The sequence below is a fragment of the Streptomyces sp. NPDC017246 genome, assembly GCF_044331325.1.
Lineage (GTDB): Bacteria > Actinomycetota > Actinomycetes > Streptomycetales > Streptomycetaceae > Streptomyces.
The window spans coordinates 176,806-197,427 of record NZ_JBIRMW010000014.1; the positions used below are offsets into that span (position 1 = coordinate 176,806).

Below are 20,622 nucleotides of genomic sequence, written 5' to 3' on the forward strand. Positions count from 1 at the left end.
CACGGGGGTGGGCGGGCGAAGGGCGGTGCGGGAACCACGGCCCGCACCGCCCCGAACGACCACTGCCCCGCGGTGCTACGCGGGCGAACCCGAGGAGAAGCGCCGCAGCAGCGGCGAGAGCACCAGGACGGACTTGGTCCGCTCCACGAAGGGCTCGCCCGCGATCCGTTCCAGGACCCGCTCGAAGTGACGCATGTCCGAGGCGAAGACCTGGACGACGGCGTCCGCGTCACCGGTGACGGTCGACGCGGACACCACCTCGGGATACCGCTCCAGGCCTCGCCGGATGTCGTCCGGCGAGGTGTTGTGGCGGCAGTAGATCTCGACGAAGCCCTCGGTCTCCCAGCCGAGCGCCGCCGGGTCCACCCGTACGGTGAAGCCGGTGATGGCGCCCTCGGCCCGCAGCCGGTCCACGCGCCGCTTCACGGCGGGGGCGGAGAGTCCGACGAGGGAACCGATGTCGGCGTAGGAGCGACGGGCGTCCTCCGCGAGGGCGTGGACGATGCGTTCGTCGAGGTCGTTGAGTCGCACTACGGGTGGATCACTTCTCTGCTGATGCTGCTGACGCTGCGGTGGCCAGTCGGGAACGGCGCATGCCGTACAGGAAGTAGACCACGAGGCCGACGGCCATCCAGCAACCGAAGACCACCCAGGTGATCGAGTCCAGGCTGAACATGTTGTACACGCAGAACAGGAAGCCCAGGATCGGGAAGGTCCAGCCGAGCGGCACGCGGAAGGTGCGGTCCATGGTCGGACGGGTGCGGCGCAGCACGATCACGGCGATGTTGACCAGGGCGAAGGCGAACAGGGTGCCGATGCTGGTGGCGTCGACGAGCTTGCCCAGCGGGATGACCGAGGCGAGGGCGCCGCAGAACAGCGACACGAGGACGGTGTTCACCCTCGGGGTGCCGGTCTTGGCGTTGACCTTGCCGAAGACCTTGGGCACGAGGCCGTCGCGGGACATCGCGAAGAGCACCCGGGTCTGGCCGTAGAGCACGGTGAGCACGACGCTGGCGATCGAGATGACGGCGCCGGCGGCGAGCAGGGTGCCCCAGAACTTCTGGCCGCTGACGTCGTTCATGATCGCGGCGAGTGTGGCCTCGGAGCCGTCGAAGTCCTTCCAGTTCCACGCGCCGACGGCGACGGCCGCGACCAGGACGTAGAGGACCGTGACGATGAGCAGCGAGAGCATGATCGCGCGGGGCAGGTCACGCTTCGGGTCCTTCGCCTCCTCACCGGCGGTGGAGGCGGCGTCGAAGCCGATGTACGAGAAGAAGAGGCTCGCGCCGGCGGCGCTGACGCCGGCCATGCCGAGCGGCATGAAGTCGGCGTAGTTGCCGGACTTGAAGCCCATGAAGCCGATGGCGCAGAAGAGCACGAGCGCGGCGATCTTCACGAAGACCATGATCGTGTTGACCACGGCGGACTCACGGGCGCCGCCGAGCAGGAACACCATGGCGAGCAGCACCACGATGAGGCCCGGCAGGTTGATCACGCCGCCCTCGCCGGGGGCGGAGGAGAGCACGTCGGGGATGGTGACCCCGATGGTGCCGTCGAGCAGCTCGTTGAGGTACTCGCCCCAGCCGACGGCCACTGCGGCCACGGAAACGCCGTACTCCAGGACCAGGCACCAGCCGCAGACCCAGGCGACGAGTTCACCCATCGTTGCGTAAGCGTACGAGTACGAGGAGCCGGCGACCGGTATGGAGCCGGCCAGTTCGGCGTACGAGAGCGCCGAGAAGAGGGCCGTGAGACCGGCGATGACGAAGGCCAGGGTGACCGCGGGGCCGGCCTTCGGGACGGCGTCGCCGAGGACGACGAAAATGCCGGTGCCGAGCGTGGCGCCGATGCTGATCATGGTCAGCTGCCACATGGAGAGCGAGCGGCGGAGACTGCCGCCCTCACCCTGTCCACCCTCTGCGACCAGCAGTTCCACCGGCTTGCGCCGGGTCAGTGCGCCGAGAGCGGAGGTCTTGCGGGTGGTCGATTCCTCGACCGGTGGGGCTGCGCCATGGTCCAGCACTGCGGAGGCTCCTTATCGCTGCCTGTGGGCGGGACGTGGGACCGCGGCGGTGCGTGGGCATGACGGATCAGGCCCACGGGGGAGGGGAACCGCCGAGCAGGCGGTCCCCGCCACTCCTGGTACGAGGCACGAGCCTAAGGGTCCGGGGTTCGCACTCGTAATGCAGGGTTGTTGCGCACTGTCGAATGATCATTGCGCGCTCGGGGCACAGACGGGGAAACATTGCGCTCCCCCGCATGAATCCACACATTGGGGGTGTGAACCGGTCTCCCCGCGCGCATTGACTCCTCGTGCCCCATGACCCACGCTGCGAGCCCTCGAAGACCCGACGATCGGAGACCCAGGTGGGCTGGCTCGACCCGGCACCGTTCCTGCGCGGCACGGCCTGGCTGGACGGGAACCGGCCGGTGCGCGCCGATCCCGACGACCTGGAGCGGCTTCCCTGGGACATCGCCGAGCGGGCCGCGCTGCCCATCGGCGTACGGATCGAGTTCACGGCCGCACCCGGTACGCGCGCGGTACGGCTGCGCTACCGGGCCGCCGTCCCGGAGCCGGGCGACCCCCTCGCCCCGCTGCGCCACTGCTTCGCCCTCTGGAGCGGCACCCGGCTCGTCGGCGAGACCTGCGCCGCCCCGGCCGCCGAGGCCACCGTGACGCTCCCGCTGCCCCCGGGCGGCGGTGTCTTCACCGTCCACCTCCCGGAGGGCCAGGCACCGGTGCCGCTGGCCCTGCGGGCCCTCGGCGGCGCCCTCTCCCCCGCCCCGGTCCGGCCCCGCTGGCTGGTCCACGGCGACTCGATCACGGAGGGCTGGTGGGCGACCCGGCCGGCCCACTCCTGGCCCGCCACGGCGGGACGGCTCCTCGGACTCGACCCGGTCAATCTCGGGTACGCGGGCGGGGCGCGCGGCGAACTCCCGCTCGCCGAGCACCTGGCACGGCTCCCGGGCGAGGTGGTCACCCTCGCCTTCGGCACCAACTGCTGGTCCACGGTGCCCGCGACGCCCGACTGGCTGTACGCCACCGTCCGGGCCTTCGTCGGTCTGGTCCGCGGGGGCCATCCGGACACCCCGCTGCTGATCGTCTCGCCGGTCCTGCGGCCGGCGGCCGAGCACACCCGCAACGCCCTCGGAGCGACCCTCACGGAGCTGCGCAGGGCCATGGAGCGGGCGGGCCGGGACCTGGCGGCCGAGGGCGACGGACGGCTGCTGGTCCTCCCCGGGCGGCCGCTGCTCGGCCCGGAGCACCTGGCGGACGGACTGCACCCGGACAACCGGGGGCACGCCAGGATCGCGGCGGCGGTGGCGGAGGTCCTCGGCGGGGTCCTGGATCCGGGCCCGCCCGTCAGCCGCTCCGCGCCTCCAGGGTCCTGACCAGGAAGACGCACGCGTCGGCGCACGCGTGTGTACGGCCCTCCGCGTCCGTCCGGCTCCAGGGGTCCGTGTAGGCGACGACGGGCGCGTAGCCGAGCCGCGCGTACAACGCCGCCGCCCGCGGGTTCTCCCGGCCCACCCCGAGGCCCAGGAGGGTCCCGCCGCGCTCCCGCGCCAGCTCCTCGGCCGCGCGGATCAGGGCCGTACCGATGCCCTGTCCCCGGAGCCCGGCCCGGACGTCGAGGCCGTTGAACTCCGGGCAGCCGCCGACCGCGGCCCGCACCTCGGGGGCCGCGCACCCGTCCCAGCGGACCTGTCCGTGCCCGACGGGCACCCCGTCCCGCCAGGCGAGGAGATAGGTACCGGCCCCGGCCTCCTGGCGGGCGAACCGGTCCGCATGGCGCGTCGGCGCTCCCGGCGCGGGGAGGTGCCGGTCGAGCAGGGGCACGTCGGCGGCGCGGCAGGGCCTGATCTCCGTACGGTCCACACGATCCATGCGGCGACCGTACGGGACGACGGCGGGCCCCCGGGAAGGAATTCCCGGGGGCCCATCGGTGTCACCACGTGACGGGACTAGCTCCAGCTGGCGTGCAGCGGCTTGCCCTCGGCGTAACCGGCGGCGGACTGGATGCCGATCACGGCCTTCTCCTCGAACTCGGCCAGCGAGCCGGCACCGGCGTAGGTGCAGGAGGAGCGGACGCCCGCGATGATCGAGTCGATCAGGTCCTCGACACCCGGGCGGGCCGGGTCGAGGAACATCCGGGAGGTCGAGATGCCCTCCTCGAAGAGGCCCTTGCGGGCGCGGTCGTAGGCCGACTCCTCGCTCGTGCGGTTCTGCACGGCGCGGGCCGAGGCCATGCCGAAGGACTCCTTGTACGGACGCCCGTCGGCGGTGTGCTGGAGGTCGCCCGGGGACTCGTACGTCCCGGCGAACCAGGAGCCGATCATCACGTTGGACGCGCCGGCGGCGAGCGCCATGGCCACGTCGCGCGGGTGCCGGACGCCACCGTCGGCCCAGACGTTCTTGCCGTACTTCTTCGCCTCGGCGGCGCACTCCAGGACGGCGGAGAACTGCGGACGGCCGACACCGGTCATCATGCGCGTGGTGCACATGGCGCCGGGGCCCACGCCGACCTTGATGATGTCCGCGCCGGCCTCGATGAGGTCGCGCACACCCTCGGCGGCGACGATGTTGCCGGCGACGATCGGGACGTGCGGGTCGAGGGCGCGCACGGCCTTGATCGCGGTGATCATCGACTCCTGGTGGCCGTGCGCCGTGTCGATGACGAGCGTGTCGACGCCCGCGTCGAGGAGCTGCTTGGCCTTGCCCACGAAGTCGCCGTTGATGCCGACGGCGGCGGCGATGCGCAGCTTGCCGTCGGCATCGACGGCGGGGCTGTAGAGGGTCGCGCGGAGGGCTCCCTTGCGGGTCAGGATGCCGACGAGACGGCCGTCCTTGTCCACGGCCGGGGCGTAGCGGCGGTTGGCCTGGTCGAGCGTGTTGAACGCGTCGCGCGGCTCGATGTCGGCGTCGAGGAGCAGCAGGTCCTTGGACATGACCTCGGAGAGCTGCGTGAAGCGGTCCACCCCGGACAGGTCGGCGTCGGTGACGACACCGACGGGACGGCGGTCCTCGTCGACGACGACGGCGGCGTCGTGCGCCCGCTTGGGCAGCAGCGAGAGCGCGTCGGCGACGGTCTGGTGGGGGGCCAGGACGATCGGGGTGTCGAGCACGTGGTGACGGCTCTTGACCCACGAGATGACGTCGGTGACGACCTCGATCGGAATGTCCTGCGGGATGACGACCAGTCCGCCCCGGCGGGCGACGGTCTCGGCCATACGGCGGCCGGCGATGGCGGTCATGTTGGCCACGACCAGCGGGATCGTGGTCCCGGTCCCGTCGGGCGAGGAGAGGTCCACCGCCTGGCGGGAACCCACGGCCGAGCGACTCGGCACCATGAAGACATCGTCGTACGTCAGGTCGTAGGGCGGCTTGACGTCATTGAGGAAACGCACGTGCTGACATCCCAGTCGTTCGGATCGGCCCCTAGGCATTTCAGCCAGGGGAAAAAGCACGTAGTTCATTCTCCCACGCCAGTACGAATACCAGACCCGGGCGATTCATCCGAGGCTTGCGGCAGGGGGTTCGTCGGATCCTCCGAAAGTCTCCCCCAGGGAGAGGAGGACCGCGAGGCGGGTGGGGCGTACGTCGACGGCCGTGGCGAAGACCTCCTGCGCGGTCCGCCACTCGCGGGGGCTCGTCCTCGCGTACTCCTGCCAGCCGGTGACGACGAGGGTGACCGGCCGGGGCAGATCGGTGAGGGAGTCGGCGAGGGCGTCCCAGTTCCGGCCGAACCAGTCCGGCAGCGCGAGGACGGCGGCGCAGCGGTCCATGAGGGCGGCCTTCCCGGTGACGCCGGTCAGGTCGAGGACGACGGGGTCGTCAATTCTCATCCTTGATCACCTCCCGGAATGACTCGTAGTGGTCGTCGGTCCAGTAGATCTCGCCGCTCCGGCCGGTGACGATCCGGCGCGCCCCGCGGTCGCGCTCGCCGGGGGTCCGCACCGTGTACTCGTGGTAGTGGCCGCGTTCCCTCCGGGGCAGGATCCGCTCGAAGTTCGAGAAGACGGCGCCGTCCTTGGCGTACGGGAAGGGCCCGCCCCGTGCGATGAGGGCGAGTGTCCGGCGCGCCTCGGGAGGCAGGTCGGCGGCGCGCACGGTGGGGAGCCCGGAGGTTCCGGTGGGTGCGGCGGCCTCGGCGGTGGCGCTCTGGGCGGCGGTGGCGGGGGTGGTGCGTGCGGGGGCGGCCGGGGCGGCGCCGCCGCCCGCCGAGGAGCAGCCGGCCAGGAAGACACAGAGGACGAGCGCGAGGAGCACGCGCAGGGGCCGGAGCGACATGTCCCGAACATACCGTTACGGGATGGCTCCGGCCCCTTGATCGACTCGACCGACGGCGGCCTCTCCGAGCCGCCGTGGTTCAGCGCGCGTCGTTCAGCTGCCGTCCGGGTCCGTCCGGTCGAGCGCCGGGTGCGTGCCCGGGCTGGACTCGGTGAGGAGATAGTCCGCGGCGGCGCGGTCGGTCACCAGGCTGGTGACGAGCCCGGAGCGGAGCACCGCCCCGATCGCCGCCGCCTTCCGCTGGCCGCCCGCGATCGCCACGACCTCGGGGATCCGGCGCAGCCGGTCCGCCTCGACGGTGATGCAGCGCTCGCCCAGGTCACGGCCGACCCGGCGCCCCTCGGAGTCGAAGAGGTGCGCGGACATCTCGGCGGCGACGCCGAGCGAGGCGTAGTGGGCGCGCTCCTCGTCCGAGAGCATGTCGTGGACGGTGGAGATGCCCGGCTCCCAGGAGCCGATGGAGACGCAGGCGACCGTCACCTTGTCGAAGTACTCGAAGGCCCGCGCGATACCGGTCTGGCTGCGCAGCGCGGCGGCCGTCGCCGGGTCGGGCAGCAGCATGGGCGCGTAGATCGGGTGCGCCTCGCCGCCGGAGACCTGGGCGGCACGGCGTACCGCCTCGACCGAGCCGCGCTCGGCGGTCCCGGCGTCGTACACCCCGGTGAGCTGCACGACCGTGCACGGCGGCAGCCGGTCGAGGGCCGCCGCCATGTGGATGGTGGAGCGGCCCCAGGCCAGGCCCAGGACGTCTCCCTCGGTGACCAGCTCGCCGAGCAGGTCGGCCGCGACCTCGCCGAGGTTCTCCGGGTCGGGCGACTCGTCCTCGCCCTCCGCCGGGGACTCGACGACGACGGCGTGACGGAGCCCGTAGCGGGCACGGAGCGCGTCGGAGCGCTCGGCGTCCAGCTCGGCCGGTACGCGGATCTCGATCCGTACGAGATCGCGCTCCAGGGCGGTCTCCAGGACCCGGGCCACCTTGAAGCGGCTCACGCCGAACTCCTCGGCGATCTGGATCTTGGACTTGCCCTCGAGGTAGAAGCGGCGGGCCATGGCCGCCGCCTGCACCAGCTCCGCGGGGCCCATCCGCAGGGCTGACCGTCCCGCCGACATACCCGCCACCGCGATCTCCTCACTGCTGTTCACGTACCGCTGTTCACGTACCGACCGACGTTCACGTACCGCTGTTCACGTACCGCTGTCGTTCACACTCTGGACTCGCTGTCCATCCTGTCAGATTCGGCGAGCCTTGATCAGTCCTGTGGGCGGCCCGACGGACCGCGTTCATCCACCGGAGGCTCAGTGGCCACACGCCCACGGGGCGACGGCCGTCACGGCGTCCGCGCGGGCCCTCAGCGAGGCGACGGCGGCGGCCGGGTCGGCCGCGCCGTAGACCGCGGAACCCGCGACGAAGACGTCGGCGCCGGCCTCGGCGCACCGCTCGATCGTGGACTCGGCGACGCCGCCGTCGACCTGGAGCCAGAGCTCCAGACCGTGCTTGGAGATCAGCTCACGGGTACGGCGGATCTTGGGCAGCATGATGTCGAGGAAGGCCTGACCGCCGAAGCCGGGCTCGACGGTCATGATCAGCAGCATGTCGAGCTCGGGGAGCAGGTCCTCGTACGGCTCGATGGGCGTGGCCGGCTTGAGCGCCATCGAGGCCCGCGCGCCCTTGGCCCGGATCTCCCGCGCGAGCCGGACGGGCGCGGCCGCCGCCTCGACGTGGAAGGTCACCGAACCGGCGCCCGCCTCGACGTACTGGGGCGCCCAGCGGTCGGGGTCCTCGATCATCAGATGGCAGTCGAGGGGGGTGTCGGTCGCGCGGGCGAGCGACTCCACGATCGGCACACCCAGGGTCAGGTTGGGCACGAAGTGGTTGTCCATCACATCGACGTGCAGCCAGTCGGCACCGTCGACGGCCTTGGCCTCATCGGCGAGCCGGGCGAAGTCCGCGGACAGGATGCTGGGGTTGATCTGCGCCATGTGCCAAGCCTCCCACGTTCTTGGGTACTTCTTTGCCGCCGAGCGGTTTCGGTTGCGGTCCAGACCATTTTCGGTACGAAGCGACGAGCCCGGAACCGGTACAGACCGGGAGATTACGGTCAGGTGATCGAAGGGGCGGAGCTCCCGGGGCACTCCCGGACGCTCCCCGACGCCCCCGTCGCTCAGGCGGTCCGGCGCAGCAGCGCCAGATACATGGCGTCCGTACCGTGCAGATGCGGCCAGAGCTGGATGTCCGGGCCGTCGCCGATCGCCGGCACGCCCGGCAGCAGCGGACGGGCGTCGATCAGCTCGGCGCCCCCGACCTTCTTCAGGACGTCGTCGACGACCACCCGGGTCTCGGCCAGGTGCGGCGAGCAGGTCGCGTACCCCACGACACCGCCGACACGGACGGCGCTCAACGCCTCGGTGAGCAGGGCGCGCTGGAGCGGGGCGAAGCCGTCGAGGTCCTCGGGGCGACGGCGCCAGCGGGCCTCGGGGCGGCGGCGCAGGGCGCCGAGGCCCGAGCACGGCACATCCATCAGGACCCGGTCGAAGGAGCCGGGACGCCACGGCGGGCGGGTGCCGTCGGCGGTGATCACCTGGTACGGGCCGGGGTTGCCGGCGAGGGCGCGCTCGACGAGCCGGGCCCGGTGCGGCTGCTTCTCGGAGGCGAGCAGGACGGCGCCGCGCTCGGAGGCGAGGGCGGCGAGCAGCGCGGCCTTGCCTCCGGGGCCCGCGCAGCCGTCGAGCCAGCGGGCGTCCGAGCCGTCGACCGGGGCGTTGGCCAGGGCGATCGCCACGAGCTGACTGCCCTCGTCCTGGACACCGGCCCGGCCGTCCTTCACCGCCTCGATGGCGCCGGGCTCGCCGCCCTCGGCCATCCGGACGGCGAACGGCGACCAGCGGCCCGGCAAGCTCTCGGTGGCCTCGGCGAGCTCCTCCGTGGTGGAGCGTCCGGGCCGGGCGACGAGGGTGACCTCGGGGCGCTCGTTGTCGGCCTCCAGGAGGTCCTCGATCCCGGCGCGGCCGCCGCCGAGGGAGTCCCAGAGCGCCGAGACGACCCAGCGGGGGTGCGAGTGGACGACGGCGAGGTGGTCCTCGGGGTCCTTGTCGTACGGCGGGGCGACCTGCGCCACCCAGGCGTCGAGGTCCTGCTGGGAGATCTTCCGCAGGACGGCGTTCACGAACTTGGCCCGGCCGTCGCCGAGCACCACACGGGCCAGCTCGACGCTGGCGGAGACGGCGGCGTGGGTGGGGATCCGGGTGCCGAGCAGCTGGTGCGCGCCGAGCGCGAGCACGTCGAGCACGGGCGGGTCGACCTCGCGCAGCGGCCGGTCGATGCAGGCGGAGATGATCGCGTCGTACGTGCCCTGGCGGCGCAGCGTCCCGTAGACCAGCTCGGTCGCGAGCGCCGCGTCCCGGCCGTCGAAGTTCCCGGCCTCCCGGGCCTTCCGCAGCAGCGGCGGCAGCACCAGGTTCGCGTAGGCGTCCCGCTCGTCCACCGCCCTCAGCGCCTCGAAGGCGAGCATCCGGACGGGGTCCTTCTGGGGCCGCCGGTAGGGCTTGTGGGGACGGCGACGTGCCTGCTCGCTCAAAGGTGCTCCGCGTGACGAAATGACGAGGTCGAACCCCCCAAGCCTACGTCCGCCGCGCCCCCACCCGCTCCGGGGCCCGTGACCGGCGCCCACCGGCCCTCACCGGTCCGGCGGGGCCGACCGTGGCACCCGGCCCACGGCCCGCCCGGCCGTACCCCTCTCAGCCGCCGTACTGGGCGCTGTCCAGGGCTCAGTACTGGGCTCGGTCCAGGGCGCCGTCCCGGGCTCGGTCCGGGCGCCGTCCTAGGCGCCGAGGAGCTCGCCGGGCGCGATGCGGACGCCGCGGGCCCAGTCGGCGGCCTTCATCGGCTTCTTGCCCTGGGGCTGGACCCAGAGCAGTTCGACGGCGTACGAGCCGGTGCCCGCGTACACGTTGTTCTTGCCCGCCGCGAGCTCGCCCGGGGCGAGGTCCGTACGGTCCGGCAGCGGCGTGACCTGGATCAGCTTGAGGCGCTCGCCGCGGAAGACGGTCCACGCGCCGGGGGCCGGGGTGCAGCCGCGGACCACCCGGTCCACCCGGAGCGCGGGGGCGGCGAAGTCGACGTGGGCGTCCTCGACCTGGATCTTCGGGGCGAGGGTGATGCCCTCGACGGGCTGCGGAACGGCCTGGAGCGCGCCGTCCTCGATGCCGTCCATGGTGGCGGCGAGCAGGCCGGCGCCCGCGAACGCGAGCCGGGTGAGCAGATCACCGCTGGTGTCCGTGGGCCGGATGTCCTCGGTCACGACGCCGTAGACGGGACCCGAGTCGAGGCCCTCCTCGATGAGGAAGGTGGAGGCGCCCGTCACCTGGTCGCCCGCCATCAGCGAGTGCTGCACCGGCGCGGCACCCCGCCAGGCGGGCAGCAGCGAGAAGTGCAGATTGACCCAGCCGCGCGCGGGGATGTCGAGCGCGACCTTGGGGAGCAGCGCGCCGTAGGCGACGACCGGGCAGCAGTCCGGGGCGATCTCCCGCAGCCGGGCGAGGAAGTCCTCGTCACGGGGCCTGACCGGCTTCAGGACCTCGATGCCGGCCTCCTCCGCCCGCTGGGCCACCGGGCTGGCGACGAGCCGCCGGCCGCGCCCCGCCGGGGCGTCCGGCCGGGTGATCACGGCGGCCACCTCGTGCCGGCCGGAGGAGAGCAGGGCGTCCAGGGCGGGTACGGCGACCTCGGGGGTGCCTGCGAAGACGAGCTTCATGGGTGGCGACTGCCTGTCTGTCCGGGGGCTTTACGGGCAGCGCACCAGTCTAGGCGTCCTGTACGGAGGGGGCGTACGGAAGGACGAGCGCCCCGCGCATATGCGTGTACGCCCCCGCAGCGTGACCCAACCCCGGGTGGCGCGTTGGTCAAGAGAGATTGACCGAATCGGGTCGCCGTTCCCCCCTGCGGCCCTTCCCTTTACATGCCGGTTCGAGAGGCTTTCACATGGCCGACCACGCAACCCACGACGCCCAGGCTCGGGCGAGTCTGCACCTGTTGGTGCGGGACATCGAGCGGGTCCGGCGGCAGGTGGACGCACTGCGCACGCTCACGGCCCAGCTGGGCAATGTCTACCGCCCTCGCCGCTCCGGCCCGTCGACGGGCTTCGTCGTCTACGGGCGCGCGCCCGCCCCGACCGTACGTCTCGCGCAGGAGCTGCGGGACAGTGTCGAGACCCTGGTGACCGCGGCGGTCGACTTCGACCGCTCCCTCGGATTCTCCTGGGACGCGGTGGGCTCCGCCCTCGGAGTCACCAAGCAGGCCGTCCACCGCCGCTACGGCGCCCGGCGCGCGCCCCAGCCGGGCGTCGGCGTCGACCAGGAGCCGATCGTGGAGCCGGGCGCGACCCGCACGCTCCCCTCGGTCCCCGCCGCCCGTTCGATGCCCCCGCAGCCGACCTCGGGCAGCGCCTCCCTCCGCGAGGACCCGCGTCCGTCGGCCTTCCCGAGCCCGCGCAACGGCTGACCTGCGCGCATCCGACGGCCGTCCGTCCCCCACGGGGGCGGGCGGCCGTCCGCCGTACCCGGCGGAAGCCTGGCTCCCCCGTCGCCGGGCGGAGAACCGGAGGCCACGGCCCCGCGGGGCCCGTCGCGGAGCCCGCCGTCAGCCGATGTCCGGCGGATCGACCCGGATCCGCACCGGGTCCCCGCCGCCGCGCGCGAGACGGCCCGCCCTCGCCTGCTTGAGAGCCGCCGCCAGGGCCGCGCCGCTGCCCGGTGGGACCCGGACCAGGGCCCGGTCCCACTGCTCGCCCGGCGGCGGGTCGCCGGGTCTGCGGGGTCCGCCGGGGCGGACCACCGGAAGCGGCACGGGGCCGAGCACCTCGGCGTCCATGGGCAGCCCCGCCCCCGCCAGGAAGTTTTCGACAGCCTCCGGCGGGCCCGTCACCGCGGCCATCCGGGAGACCGGAGGGAAGCCCAGCTCGGCCCGCTCGGCCAGCTCCCGCTGGGCGTGCCCGACGGGGTCCCAGCGGACGAGCGCCTGGACGGGCCGGAGCGTCGGCTCGGCGACCACGACGACGGTGCCGCCCTCGGGCTGCCCGCGCACCAGGGAGGCCGCGTCGATCCAGCGACGCAGCGCCTCCTCGCCCGCGCGCAGATCGGGCCGGCCGAGCATGGCCCAGCCGTCGAGGAGCAGGGCGGCCGCGTAGCCGCCCTCGGCGACGGGTTCGGCGCCGGGAGTGGAGACGACGAGCGCCGGGCGCCCGGGCACGCTGTCCAGGACGTGGTCCCGTCCCGAGGTCCGGACCGGCACCGCCGGGAACGCCCGGCCGAGCTCCTCCGCCGTCCGCCGGGCGCCGACCACCTGCGCCCGCAACCGGGTGGAGCCGCACTCCACGCAGTGCCAGTCGGAGGCGCCGCGCCCGCACCAGCCGCAGTGCAGCTCCCGCTGTTCGGGAGCCTCCAGCGGCCCCGCGCAGTGGCGGCAGCGGGCGGGCGTCCGGCAGCGCTCGCAGGCCAGCCTCGGTACGTACCCCCGGCGGGGCACCTGGACCAGCACCGGCCCGGTCTTGAGCCCCTCCCGTACGGCCTGCCAAGCCAGCGAGGGCAGCCGGGCGGCGCGCGCGGCCTCGTCGCGGGCGAGTTCGCCGTCGCCGACGGTGCGGATCAGCGGGGCCGCCCTGCGGACCTGCTCGCGTCCGGCGTTCAGGGCCTGGGCCCAGCCGGACTCGACGAGCTGCGCGGCCTCGACGGTGCAGCTGGTGCTTCCGAGCAGAAAGGCGCACCGGTCGTGGGCGGCGCGGAGCAGCAGCACATCGCGCGCGTGGGGCTGCGGGGCGTGGGGCTCGCTGTGGCTGCCGTCGCCGTCGTCCCAGATGACGACGAGGCCGAGGTCCCGGACGGGGGCGAACATCGCGGCCCGGGTTCCGACGACCGCCCGCACCGCCCCGCGCCGCACGGCGAGCCACTGCGCGTACCGCTTCTCGGGACCCGCCTCGGCGGTGAGCAGGGCGTGCCGTCCCTCCCCCAGGACGGCGGTCAGGGCCGCGTCGACCCGCCCCGCGGCCCGCCCGTCGGGTACGACGACGAGCGCGCCCCGGCCGGAGGCCAGGGTCGCGCCGACGGCCCGGGCGATCTCCTCGGCCCAGTACGGTCCCGGCAGCGCGTTCCACACGGCCCGGGGTGCCCCGCCGCGCGCGAGGGACTCCAGGAAGGCGGGCCCCCGCTCGTAGCGTCCCCAGCTCTCCGGCTCCGGAGCCGTCGGTGGCGGCAGCGGTTCCGGTGAGGTGCGGCCTTCGGCGCGGGCGCTGCGCGGGGGCACGGCGAGCTGGAGCACGTCGGCGAGGCTGCCCGCGTACCGGTCGGCGACGGCCCGCGCAAGTCCGAGCTGCTCGGGGCCGAGCACCGGCTCCGGGGAGACGACGTCGGCGAGGGCGGCCAGCGGCCCGGAGTAGTCGGAGGTGGCCCGGCGCTCGACGAGGAAGCCGTCGATGAGCCGCCCGCCCTCCCGGCGTCCGTTCTTGACCTGGTGCGCCCCCGCGCCGAACCGCACCCGCACCCGCACCCCGGGCCGCGCGATCTCGTCCAGCTCCTCGGGGACCGCGTAGTCGAAGAACTGGTCGAGGTGCAGCGCCCCCTTGTTCACGACGACCCGGGCGACGGGCAGCTCCTTGGCCAGCGCGGCCCCCCGCCAGGTCCGCGGCTTGGCCCGCGGCACCTTCGCCTTCCGCACGGTCTCCCGGATGAGCGCGAGCTGCTCGGGCTCACCGGACTCCTCGGACCTCTCGTTCTCGCTGCTCACAGCCCCATACCTACCAGACGCCACCGACAAGCCGGGTACGTCGAAGCCCGGCACCCCCCAGGGGTGCCGGGCTTCGGTCGCTCGTGGCCGGGTACTAGAGGCCGGCGGCCTTGCGCAGGGCGTCCACGCGGTCCGTGCGCTCCCAGGTGAAGTCCGGCAGCTCGCGGCCGAAGTGGCCGTAGGCGGCGGTCTGGGAGTAGATCGGGCGGAGCAGGTCGAGGTCGCGGATGATCGCGGCCGGGCGGAGGTCGAAGACCTCGGCGATGGCGTTCTCGATCTTCTCGTTGTCGACGGTGTTGGTGCCGAAGGTCTCGACGAAGAGTCCGACGGGCTCGGCCTTGCCGATCGCGTAGGCGACCTGGACCTCGCAGCGCGAGGCGAGGCCCGCGGCGACGACGTTCTTGGCGACCCAGCGCATGGCGTAGGCGGCCGAGCGGTCGACCTTGGACGGGTCCTTGCCGGAGAAGGCGCCGCCACCGTGGCGGGCCATGCCGCCGTAGGTGTCGATGATGATCTTGCGGCCGGTGAGGCCGGCGTCGCCCATCGGGCCGCCGATCTCGAAGCGGCCGGTCGGGTTCACCAGGAGGCGGTAGCCGTCGGTGTCGAGCTTGATGCCGTCCTCGACGAGCTGCTTGAGCACGTGCTCGACGACGAACTCGCGGATGTCGGGCGCGAGCAGCGACTCGAGGTCGATGTCGGAGGCGTGCTGCGAGGAGACGACGACCGTGTCGAGGCGGACGGCCTTGTCGCCGTCGTACTCGATGGTGACCTGGGTCTTGCCGTCGGGACGCAGGTACGGGATGGTGCCGTTCTTCCGGACCTCGGTCAGCCGGCGGGAGAGCCGGTGCGCGAGGTGGATCGGGAGCGGCATCAGCTCGGGGGTCTCGTCCGACGCGTAGCCGAACATCAGACCCTGGTCGCCCGCGCCCTGCTTGTCCAGCTCGTCCTCTTCGTCCCGCTGGGAGGCACCCTCGACCCGCTTCTCGTACGCGGTGTCCACGCCCTGGGCGATGTCCGGGGACTGAGACCCGATGGACACCGACACGCCGCAGGAGGCGCCGTCGAAGCCCTTCTTCGAGGAGTCGTAACCGATCTCGAGGATCTTGTTCCGGACGAGGGTCGGGATGTCCGCCCACGCCTTGGTGGTCACCTCACCGGCGACGTGCACCAGGCCGGTGGTGATCAGCGTCTCGACGGCCACGCGCGAGGTGGGGTCCTCGCGCAGCAGGGCGTCGAGGATGGTGTCGCTGATCTGGTCAGCGATCTTGTCGGGGTGTCCCTCGGTGACGGACTCCGAGGTGAACAGACGACGGGACACAACGCTCCCTGGGGTTGCAGCGGCTGCTGGCTCTTCTTTGACGGACCGGCAGGGGGCTGCGCCCCAAGACGTTCCGTGAACAGTCTATCGGTCACGGTCGCGGGATGGACCAGGTGTCTCGCCTGGCGAATGCCCTGAGCGGATGAATCCGGTCGCTTCGCACGGCTCGGACCCCCTGATGGGGCGTACATCACACGCGCCCCGCTGGATTCGCGGTCGTCGCGGACGGGAGGCGTGTCAGGGCGCGGCGCGGGCGTCGTGTGTCAGGTCGCGGAGCGCAGACGCGGCAGGACCAGGTCCCAGACCGTCTCGGCGAGCGCTTCCTTCGGGCCGTACGGCACGGGGATCTCGGTGCCGTCCGAGGCGAGCACCACGGCCTCGTTCTCCTCGGAGCCGAAGGTCTTGCGCTCCCCCACCTCATTGACGACGAGCAGGTCGCAGCCCTTGCGGCGGAGCTTCTCGCGCCCGTTGGCGAGGACGTCGTCGGTCTCGGCGGCGAAGCCGACCACCACCTGGCCCGGCAGGGCACGGTCGGCGGCGAGCTCGGCGAGGATGTCGGGGTTGCGGACCAGCTCGACGGTGGGCGCTCCGCCGTCGTCCTTCTTCTTGATCTTCCCGGCGGCGTAGACGGCCGGCCGGAAGTCGGCGACGGCGGCGGCCATCACGACCGCGTCGGCGTCGGCGACGGCCTTGAGCACGGCCTCGCGGAGCTGGAGCGCGGTGCCGACGTGGACGACGTCGACGCCGGCCGGGTCGGGGATGCCGGTGTTGGCCTCGACGAGGGTGACCCGGGCGCCCCGGGCGGCGGCAGCCCGCGCGAGGGCGTAGCCCTGCTTCCCGGAGGAGCGGTTGCCCAGGTAGCGCACGGGGTCGAGGGGCTCCCGGGTGCCGCCGGCGCTGACCACGACATGGCGTCCCGCGAGGTCCGGGGTGAGGGCGTCGGCGCCGCGCGCGAGGACGCGTCGGCAGACCTCGAAGATCTCCGCCGGGTCGGGGAGCCGTCCCTTGCCGGTGTCGACGCCGGTGAGGCGGCCGACGGCGGGCTCGATGACGACGGCGCCGCGGCGGCGCAGGGTCGCCACGTTCTCCTGGGTCGCGGGGTGCTCCCACATCTCGGTGTGCATGGCGGGGGCGAAGACGACGGGACAGCGCGCGGTGAGCAGGGTGTTGGTGAGCAGGTCGTCCGCGAGGCCGTGGGCGGCCTTGGCGAGCATGTCGGCGGTGGCGGGGGCGACGACGACGAGGTCGGCGGCCTGTCCGATCCGGACGTGGGGCACCTCGTGGACGGTCTCCCACACCTCGGTCGAGACGGGGTTCCCGGAGAGCGCGGACCAGGTGGCCTCGCCGACGAAGTGGAGGGCGGAGTCGGTGGGGACGACCCGGACGTCGTGGCCGGACTCGGTGAGCCTGCGCAGCAGCTCGCACGCCTTGTAGGCGGCGATGCCGCCGCTGACACCCAGAACGACCTTCGGCTTGCCTGCTGCGCCCACTGCTGCTCCCCGCACTCGGATGCGTACGACTCCATGAGACACCACAGGCCCGGCGGATGATCCGCCGGGCCTGTGGTGACAAGCGTTACACGTGATACGTGCTTACGTAGCCGGGCCCTCGATGGCCTCGGACGTCAGCAGACCCGCGTTGATCTCGCGCAGGGCGATCGAGAGCGGCTTCTCGTGGACGTGGGTGTCGACCAGCGGACCCACGTACTCCAGCAGGCCCTCGCCGAGCTGGGAGTAGTACGCGTTGATCTGACGCGCGCGCTTGGCCGCGTAGATCACGAGGCTGTACTTCGAGTCCGTGGCCTCGAGCAGCTCGTCGATCGGCGGGTTGATGATGCCCTCGGGCGCGGTGATGGAAGAGGACACGCTCTACCTTCCGAAGATGGAAAAAAGATCAGACTGCCGTTGGGCGTCCGGGGGATTCAGTGGATCATTCCCCAGAAGTCAACAGCATCAACGTTAGCAGCTCACGCGCGACGTCCTCGACGGAGGTGTTGACGAGGGTGGTGTCGAACTCCGACTCGGCGGCCAGTTCGATCTTCGCGGCCTCCAGCCGGCGCGCGATGACCTCGGGCGACTCGGTGCCGCGGCCGGTGAGGCGGCGGACCAGTTCCTCCCAGCTCGGCGGGGCCAGGAAGACCAGCTGGGACTCGGGCATCGAGTCCTTCACCTGACGGGCGCCCTGGAGGTCGATCTCCAGGAGCACGGGCTCTCCGGAGTCGAGGCGCTCGAGGACCGCGCCGCGCGGGGTGCCGTAACGGTTGCCCGCGAACTCGGCCCATTCGAGGAGCTCACCGTTGGCGATCAGCTTGTCGAACTCGTCGTCCGTCACGAAGAAGTAGTGGACGCCGTGCTTCTCGCCGGGGCGGGGCTTCCGTGTCGTCGCCGACACCGAGAGCCAGACCTCGGGGTGGACCTTGCGCATATGAGCGACGACCGTGCTCTTGCCGACCCCAGAAGGGCCGGAGAGCACGGTCAGCCGCGGACGTACCTCTGCTGCCATGCAGCGATTATTCCAGCTTTACCGGTGTGCCCGGGACGCATGCCCCGGATCGGAAGCCGGACCGGTCGCCGGATCAGGCGCCGGCGCCGCCGAACTCGCGCTCCAGAGAGGCGATCTGGTTGGAGCCGAGGCCGCGCACACGGCGGCTCTCGGAGATGCCGAGCCGCTCCATGATCTGCTTGGCGCGGACCTTGCCCACGCCGGGCAGGGACTCGAGCAGCGCGGAGACCTTCATCTTGCCGATGACGTCGTTCTCCTGGCCGGTCTTGATGACCTCGTGGAGCGAGGCGCCGGAGTGCTTGAGTCGATTCTTGACCTCGGCCCGCTCCCGGCGAGCCGCGGCGGCCTTTTCGAGCGCGGCTGCGCGCTGTTCAGGGGTAAGGGGCGGAAGAGCCACGCCTACGTCACCTCGGATGTCGATCTGTCGGATACGGACCGGTGAGGAACCCTGCGCCCCACACCAGTGGAGCAACGCTCAACGGAGTGGTCGTTGAACGCCTGCTCTGCCCCGGAGACTAGCGGCCGAGGCCGCTCCAGTCAGCGAGAACAGCGGAAAAGTCCTGGTCAGCATCGACCGACCGGGACTTTTCCGGCATAACGACCCGGTTTTGAGCCAAGTTTTCGTCAAGGAGTGAGACGGCCCGGTGAGACGCGTCGTCTCACCGGGCCGAAACAGCTCCGAAACAGGCCCGATCCGCTCCGACCTGCGGAGAGACCGGGAGGCCTTCAGCCGGCGACGGCCGCGCGGATCTCGTCCGCGTACCGGTGCGCCGAGTCCCGCAGGGCGGCCGCGTCAGGACCGTGCCGCAGGACCCCGCGGCTGACGTTCGGGACGACGTTGCCGACGGCAGCGCCGAAGACGGCGGGCAGATCGGCCGGGGTCGCGCCCTGGGCGCCGATGCCGGGGGCGAGGAGCGGACCGTTGATGTCCAGGTCGAACGAGGACAGGTCGCCCAGGGTGGCGCCGACGACCGCGCCGAAGGAGCCCATCGGGGTCTCCCCCGCGTTCTCGGCGGCGAGGTGCGCCAGCATGGTCGCGCCGATCGTGCGGCCGTCCTCACGGACGGCCCGCTGGACCTCCGCGCCCTCCGGGTTGGACGTCAGCGCCAGGACGAAGAGACCGGCGCCGGACTCGCGGGCCAGGTCGACGGCCGGCTTCAGGGAGCCGTAGCCGAGGTACGGGGAGACCGTGAGCGCGTCGGAGAAGAGCGGGGAGTCCTTGCGCAGGAAGGCCTCGGCGTACGCGGCCATGGTGGAGCCGATGTCGCCGCGCTTGGCGTCCATGACGACCAGGCCGCCCGCCGCGCGCAGATCGGCGACGGCGCGCTCCAGGACGGCGATCCCGCGCGAACCGAAGCGCTCGAAGAACGCGGCCTGCGGCTTGAAGACGGCCACGGTGTCCGCGAGCGCCTCGACGACGGTGAACGTGAACCGTTCCAGACCGGCGATGTCGTCGGTCAGGCCCCAGGAGTCCAGAAGGGCGGCGTGCGGGTCGACGCCGACGCAGAGCGGGCCGCGCTCGTCCATGGCGGAGCGCAGACGGGTACCGAAGGAGAGGGTCACGGGGTGGCCTTTCGGGAGTCGGCGCCGACGGCCTCGGCGAGGGTGGCGTACGGGGAGGCCGCGAGGCGCGCCGCGAGGCCCTTGTGGATCGCGCGGGCGTAGAACGGGCCCTCGTAGATGAAGGCGCTGTAGCCCTGGATCAGGGTGGCCCCGGCCAGGATGCGCTGCCAGGCGTCCTCGGCGTTCTCGATGCCGCCGACGCCCACGAGGACCAGGCGGTCGCCCACGCGCGCGTGCAGCCGCCTGAGGACCGCGAGGGAGCGCTCCTTGACGGGGGCGCCGGAGAGGCCGCCGGTCTCCTTGACGAGCTCCGGGTCGGACTTCAGGCCGAGGCCCTCGCGCGCGATGGTGGTGTTGGTGGCGATGATGCCGTCGAGGCCGAGCTCCAGGGCCAGGTCGGCGACCGCGTCGACGTCCTCGTCGGCGAGGTCGGGGGCGATCTTGACCAGGAGCGGGACACGGCGGTCGGTGACCGTACGGTCGGCGGCCTCCCGTACGGCCGTGAGGAGCGGGCGCAGGGACTCGGTGGCCTGGAGGTTGCGCAGCCCCGGGGTGTTCGGCGAGGAGACGTTGACCACGAGGTAGTCGGCGTGCGCGGCCAGGCGCTCGGTGGACTTCACGTAGTCGGCGGCGGCCTCGGCCTCGGGGACGACCTTGGTCTTGCCGATGTTGACGCCCACGACGGTCCTGAAGACCGGCACGCGCGCGTGGAGGCGGGCGGCGACGGCGGCGGAGCCCTCGTTGTTGAAGCCCATGCGGTTGATCAGGGCGCGGTCCGGGATCAGCCGGAAGAGGCGCTTCTTGGGGTTGCCCGGCTGGGCCTCGCCGGTGACCGTGCCGATCTCGACGTGGTCGAAGCCGAGCATCGACATCCCGTCGATGGCGACGGCGTTCTTGTCGAAGCCGGCGGCGAGCCCGAAGGGGCCGTGCATGCGCAGGCCGAGGGCCTCGGTGCGCAGCTCCTTGTACCGGGGCGCGAGGACGGCGGCGACGAAGGTCCGCAGCACGGGGACGCGGGCGGCGAGGCGGATCCAGCGGAAGGCCAGGTAGTGGGCCTTCTCGGGGTCCATGCGCTTGAAGACGAGGTCGAAGAAGAACTTGTACATGCGGGGAGTCCAGGTCTGCTCATGACGAGGGGGACACCGCAGGTGCTGCCGGTGTCCCCCTCCTCGT

General features: G+C 72.5%; 20 protein-coding genes. 2 read left to right on the plus strand and 18 right to left on the minus strand.

The window, feature by feature from the left end:
- Window positions 1-75: 75 nt before the first annotated feature.
- Both ACH4MY_RS28845 and ACH4MY_RS28850 read right to left on the minus strand, forming a co-directional pair.
- Window positions 76-531, minus strand: a complete 456-nt coding sequence (locus tag ACH4MY_RS28845) for an Lrp/AsnC family transcriptional regulator (protein ID WP_015032260.1) — start codon at window positions 529-531, stop codon at window positions 76-78.
- A 10-nt stretch (window positions 532-541) separates the two neighbouring features.
- Window positions 542-2,023, minus strand: a complete 1,482-nt coding sequence (locus ACH4MY_RS28850; RefSeq protein ID WP_398006657.1) for an amino acid permease — start codon at window positions 2,021-2,023, stop codon at window positions 542-544.
- Window positions 2,024-2,367: 344 nt separating this feature from the next.
- Between ACH4MY_RS28850 and ACH4MY_RS28855 the strand changes: the two genes are divergently transcribed.
- Complete coding sequence (locus ACH4MY_RS28855) at window positions 2,368-3,393, plus strand: GDSL-type esterase/lipase family protein (protein WP_398006707.1); 1,026 nt, start codon at window positions 2,368-2,370, stop codon at window positions 3,391-3,393.
- Here ACH4MY_RS28855 and ACH4MY_RS28860 read toward each other — a convergent pair.
- The 8 genes from ACH4MY_RS28860 to fmt all read right to left on the minus strand — a co-directional run bounded on the left by ACH4MY_RS28860 (window position 3,365) and on the right by fmt (window position 11,043).
- Complete coding sequence (locus ACH4MY_RS28860) at window positions 3,365-3,889, minus strand: GNAT family N-acetyltransferase (RefSeq protein WP_398006658.1); 525 nt, start codon at window positions 3,887-3,889, stop codon at window positions 3,365-3,367. The genes ACH4MY_RS28855 and ACH4MY_RS28860 overlap by 29 nt on opposite strands.
- A gap of 77 nt (window positions 3,890-3,966) precedes the next feature.
- Window positions 3,967-5,409, minus strand: a complete 1,443-nt coding sequence (locus ACH4MY_RS28865; RefSeq protein WP_398006659.1) for a GuaB1 family IMP dehydrogenase-related protein — start codon at window positions 5,407-5,409, stop codon at window positions 3,967-3,969.
- 105 nt (window positions 5,410-5,514) lie between these two features.
- Window positions 5,515-5,847: a barstar family protein gene (locus ACH4MY_RS28870; RefSeq protein ID WP_398006660.1), complete on the minus strand. Its 333-nt coding sequence runs from the start codon at window positions 5,845-5,847 to the stop codon at window positions 5,515-5,517.
- Complete coding sequence (locus tag ACH4MY_RS28875; RefSeq protein ID WP_398006661.1) at window positions 5,837-6,292, minus strand: ribonuclease domain-containing protein; 456 nt, start codon at window positions 6,290-6,292, stop codon at window positions 5,837-5,839. Before ACH4MY_RS28875 ends, ACH4MY_RS28870 begins: the two co-directional genes overlap by 11 nt.
- Before the next feature lie 93 nt (window positions 6,293-6,385).
- A complete protein-coding gene (locus ACH4MY_RS28880; protein ID WP_199863605.1) occupies window positions 6,386-7,435 on the minus strand; it encodes a sugar-binding transcriptional regulator in 1,050 nt (349 codons plus the stop codon).
- A 153-nt stretch (window positions 7,436-7,588) separates the two neighbouring features.
- On the minus strand, window positions 7,589-8,272 hold the full coding sequence (rpe, locus tag ACH4MY_RS28885) for a ribulose-phosphate 3-epimerase (RefSeq protein WP_187622613.1): 684 nt from the start codon (window positions 8,270-8,272) through the stop codon (window positions 7,589-7,591).
- 182 nt (window positions 8,273-8,454) lie between these two features.
- Window positions 8,455-9,867 carry an RsmB/NOP family class I SAM-dependent RNA methyltransferase gene (locus tag ACH4MY_RS28890; RefSeq protein ID WP_398006662.1) on the minus strand — a complete coding sequence of 471 codons (1,413 nt, stop codon included), beginning with the start codon at window positions 9,865-9,867 and terminating at the stop codon, window positions 8,455-8,457.
- 243 nt (window positions 9,868-10,110) lie between these two features.
- Window positions 10,111-11,043: a methionyl-tRNA formyltransferase gene (fmt, locus tag ACH4MY_RS28895; RefSeq protein ID WP_398006663.1), complete on the minus strand. Its 933-nt coding sequence runs from the start codon at window positions 11,041-11,043 to the stop codon at window positions 10,111-10,113.
- 227 nt (window positions 11,044-11,270) lie between these two features.
- Between fmt and ACH4MY_RS28900 the strand changes: the two genes are divergently transcribed.
- Window positions 11,271-11,789, plus strand: coding sequence for a hypothetical protein (locus tag ACH4MY_RS28900; RefSeq protein WP_398006664.1), 519 nt, complete (start codon window positions 11,271-11,273; stop codon window positions 11,787-11,789).
- A 138-nt stretch (window positions 11,790-11,927) separates the two neighbouring features.
- On the opposite strand, the gene ACH4MY_RS28905 is transcribed toward ACH4MY_RS28900, so the two are convergent.
- The 8 genes from ACH4MY_RS28905 to ACH4MY_RS28940 all read right to left on the minus strand — a co-directional run bounded on the left by ACH4MY_RS28905 (window position 11,928) and on the right by ACH4MY_RS28940 (window position 20,555).
- Complete coding sequence (locus ACH4MY_RS28905) at window positions 11,928-14,066, minus strand: primosomal protein N' (protein WP_398006665.1); 2,139 nt, start codon at window positions 14,064-14,066, stop codon at window positions 11,928-11,930.
- A gap of 94 nt (window positions 14,067-14,160) precedes the next feature.
- Window positions 14,161-15,384 carry a methionine adenosyltransferase gene (metK, locus tag ACH4MY_RS28910; RefSeq protein WP_398006666.1) on the minus strand — a complete coding sequence of 408 codons (1,224 nt, stop codon included), beginning with the start codon at window positions 15,382-15,384 and terminating at the stop codon, window positions 14,161-14,163.
- Window positions 15,385-15,647: 263 nt separating this feature from the next.
- On the minus strand, window positions 15,648-16,874 hold the full coding sequence (coaBC, locus tag ACH4MY_RS28915; protein WP_398006667.1) for a bifunctional phosphopantothenoylcysteine decarboxylase/phosphopantothenate--cysteine ligase CoaBC: 1,227 nt from the start codon (window positions 16,872-16,874) through the stop codon (window positions 15,648-15,650).
- Between the two features lie 102 nt (window positions 16,875-16,976).
- Window positions 16,977-17,249 carry a DNA-directed RNA polymerase subunit omega gene (gene rpoZ, locus ACH4MY_RS28920; RefSeq protein WP_030316319.1) on the minus strand — a complete coding sequence of 91 codons (273 nt, stop codon included), beginning with the start codon at window positions 17,247-17,249 and terminating at the stop codon, window positions 16,977-16,979.
- A gap of 64 nt (window positions 17,250-17,313) precedes the next feature.
- The gene (gene gmk, locus ACH4MY_RS28925; protein ID WP_398006668.1) at window positions 17,314-17,886 is read right to left on the minus strand and encodes a guanylate kinase; all 573 of its coding nucleotides are present in this window, start codon (window positions 17,884-17,886) and stop codon (window positions 17,314-17,316) included.
- A 73-nt stretch (window positions 17,887-17,959) separates the two neighbouring features.
- Complete coding sequence (locus ACH4MY_RS28930) at window positions 17,960-18,283, minus strand: integration host factor (RefSeq protein ID WP_398006669.1); 324 nt, start codon at window positions 18,281-18,283, stop codon at window positions 17,960-17,962.
- Window positions 18,284-18,612: 329 nt separating this feature from the next.
- Entirely contained in the window at window positions 18,613-19,449 is an 837-nt protein-coding gene (pyrF, locus tag ACH4MY_RS28935) for an orotidine-5'-phosphate decarboxylase (RefSeq protein WP_398006670.1), read from the minus strand.
- The gene (locus tag ACH4MY_RS28940; protein ID WP_398006671.1) at window positions 19,446-20,555 is read right to left on the minus strand and encodes a quinone-dependent dihydroorotate dehydrogenase; all 1,110 of its coding nucleotides are present in this window, start codon (window positions 20,553-20,555) and stop codon (window positions 19,446-19,448) included. Before ACH4MY_RS28940 ends, pyrF begins: the two co-directional genes overlap by 4 nt.
- Window positions 20,556-20,622 lie beyond the last annotated feature (67 nt).

Bases quoted from the DNA above. Each gene is read 5' to 3' on its own strand.
- rpe (WP_187622613.1), bottom strand. From the start codon at position 8,272: ATGGCGCAGATCAACCCCAGCATCCTGTCCGCGGACTTCGCCCGGCTC.
- ACH4MY_RS28900 (WP_398006664.1), top strand. From the start codon at position 11,271: ATGGCCGACCACGCAACCCACGACGCCCAGGCTCGGGCGAGTCTGCAC.
- ACH4MY_RS28940 (WP_398006671.1), bottom strand. From the start codon at position 20,555: ATGTACAAGTTCTTCTTCGACCTCGTCTTCAAGCGCATGGACCCCGAG.
- fmt (WP_398006663.1), bottom strand. From the start codon at position 11,043: ATGAAGCTCGTCTTCGCAGGCACCCCCGAGGTCGCCGTACCCGCCCTG.
- gmk (WP_398006668.1), bottom strand. From the start codon at position 17,886: ATGGCAGCAGAGGTACGTCCGCGGCTGACCGTGCTCTCCGGCCCTTCT.
- ACH4MY_RS28860 (WP_398006658.1), bottom strand. From the start codon at position 3,889: ATGGATCGTGTGGACCGTACGGAGATCAGGCCCTGCCGCGCCGCCGAC.
- ACH4MY_RS28875 (WP_398006661.1), bottom strand. From the start codon at position 6,292: ATGTCGCTCCGGCCCCTGCGCGTGCTCCTCGCGCTCGTCCTCTGTGTC.
- ACH4MY_RS28870 (WP_398006660.1), bottom strand. From the start codon at position 5,847: ATGAGAATTGACGACCCCGTCGTCCTCGACCTGACCGGCGTCACCGGG.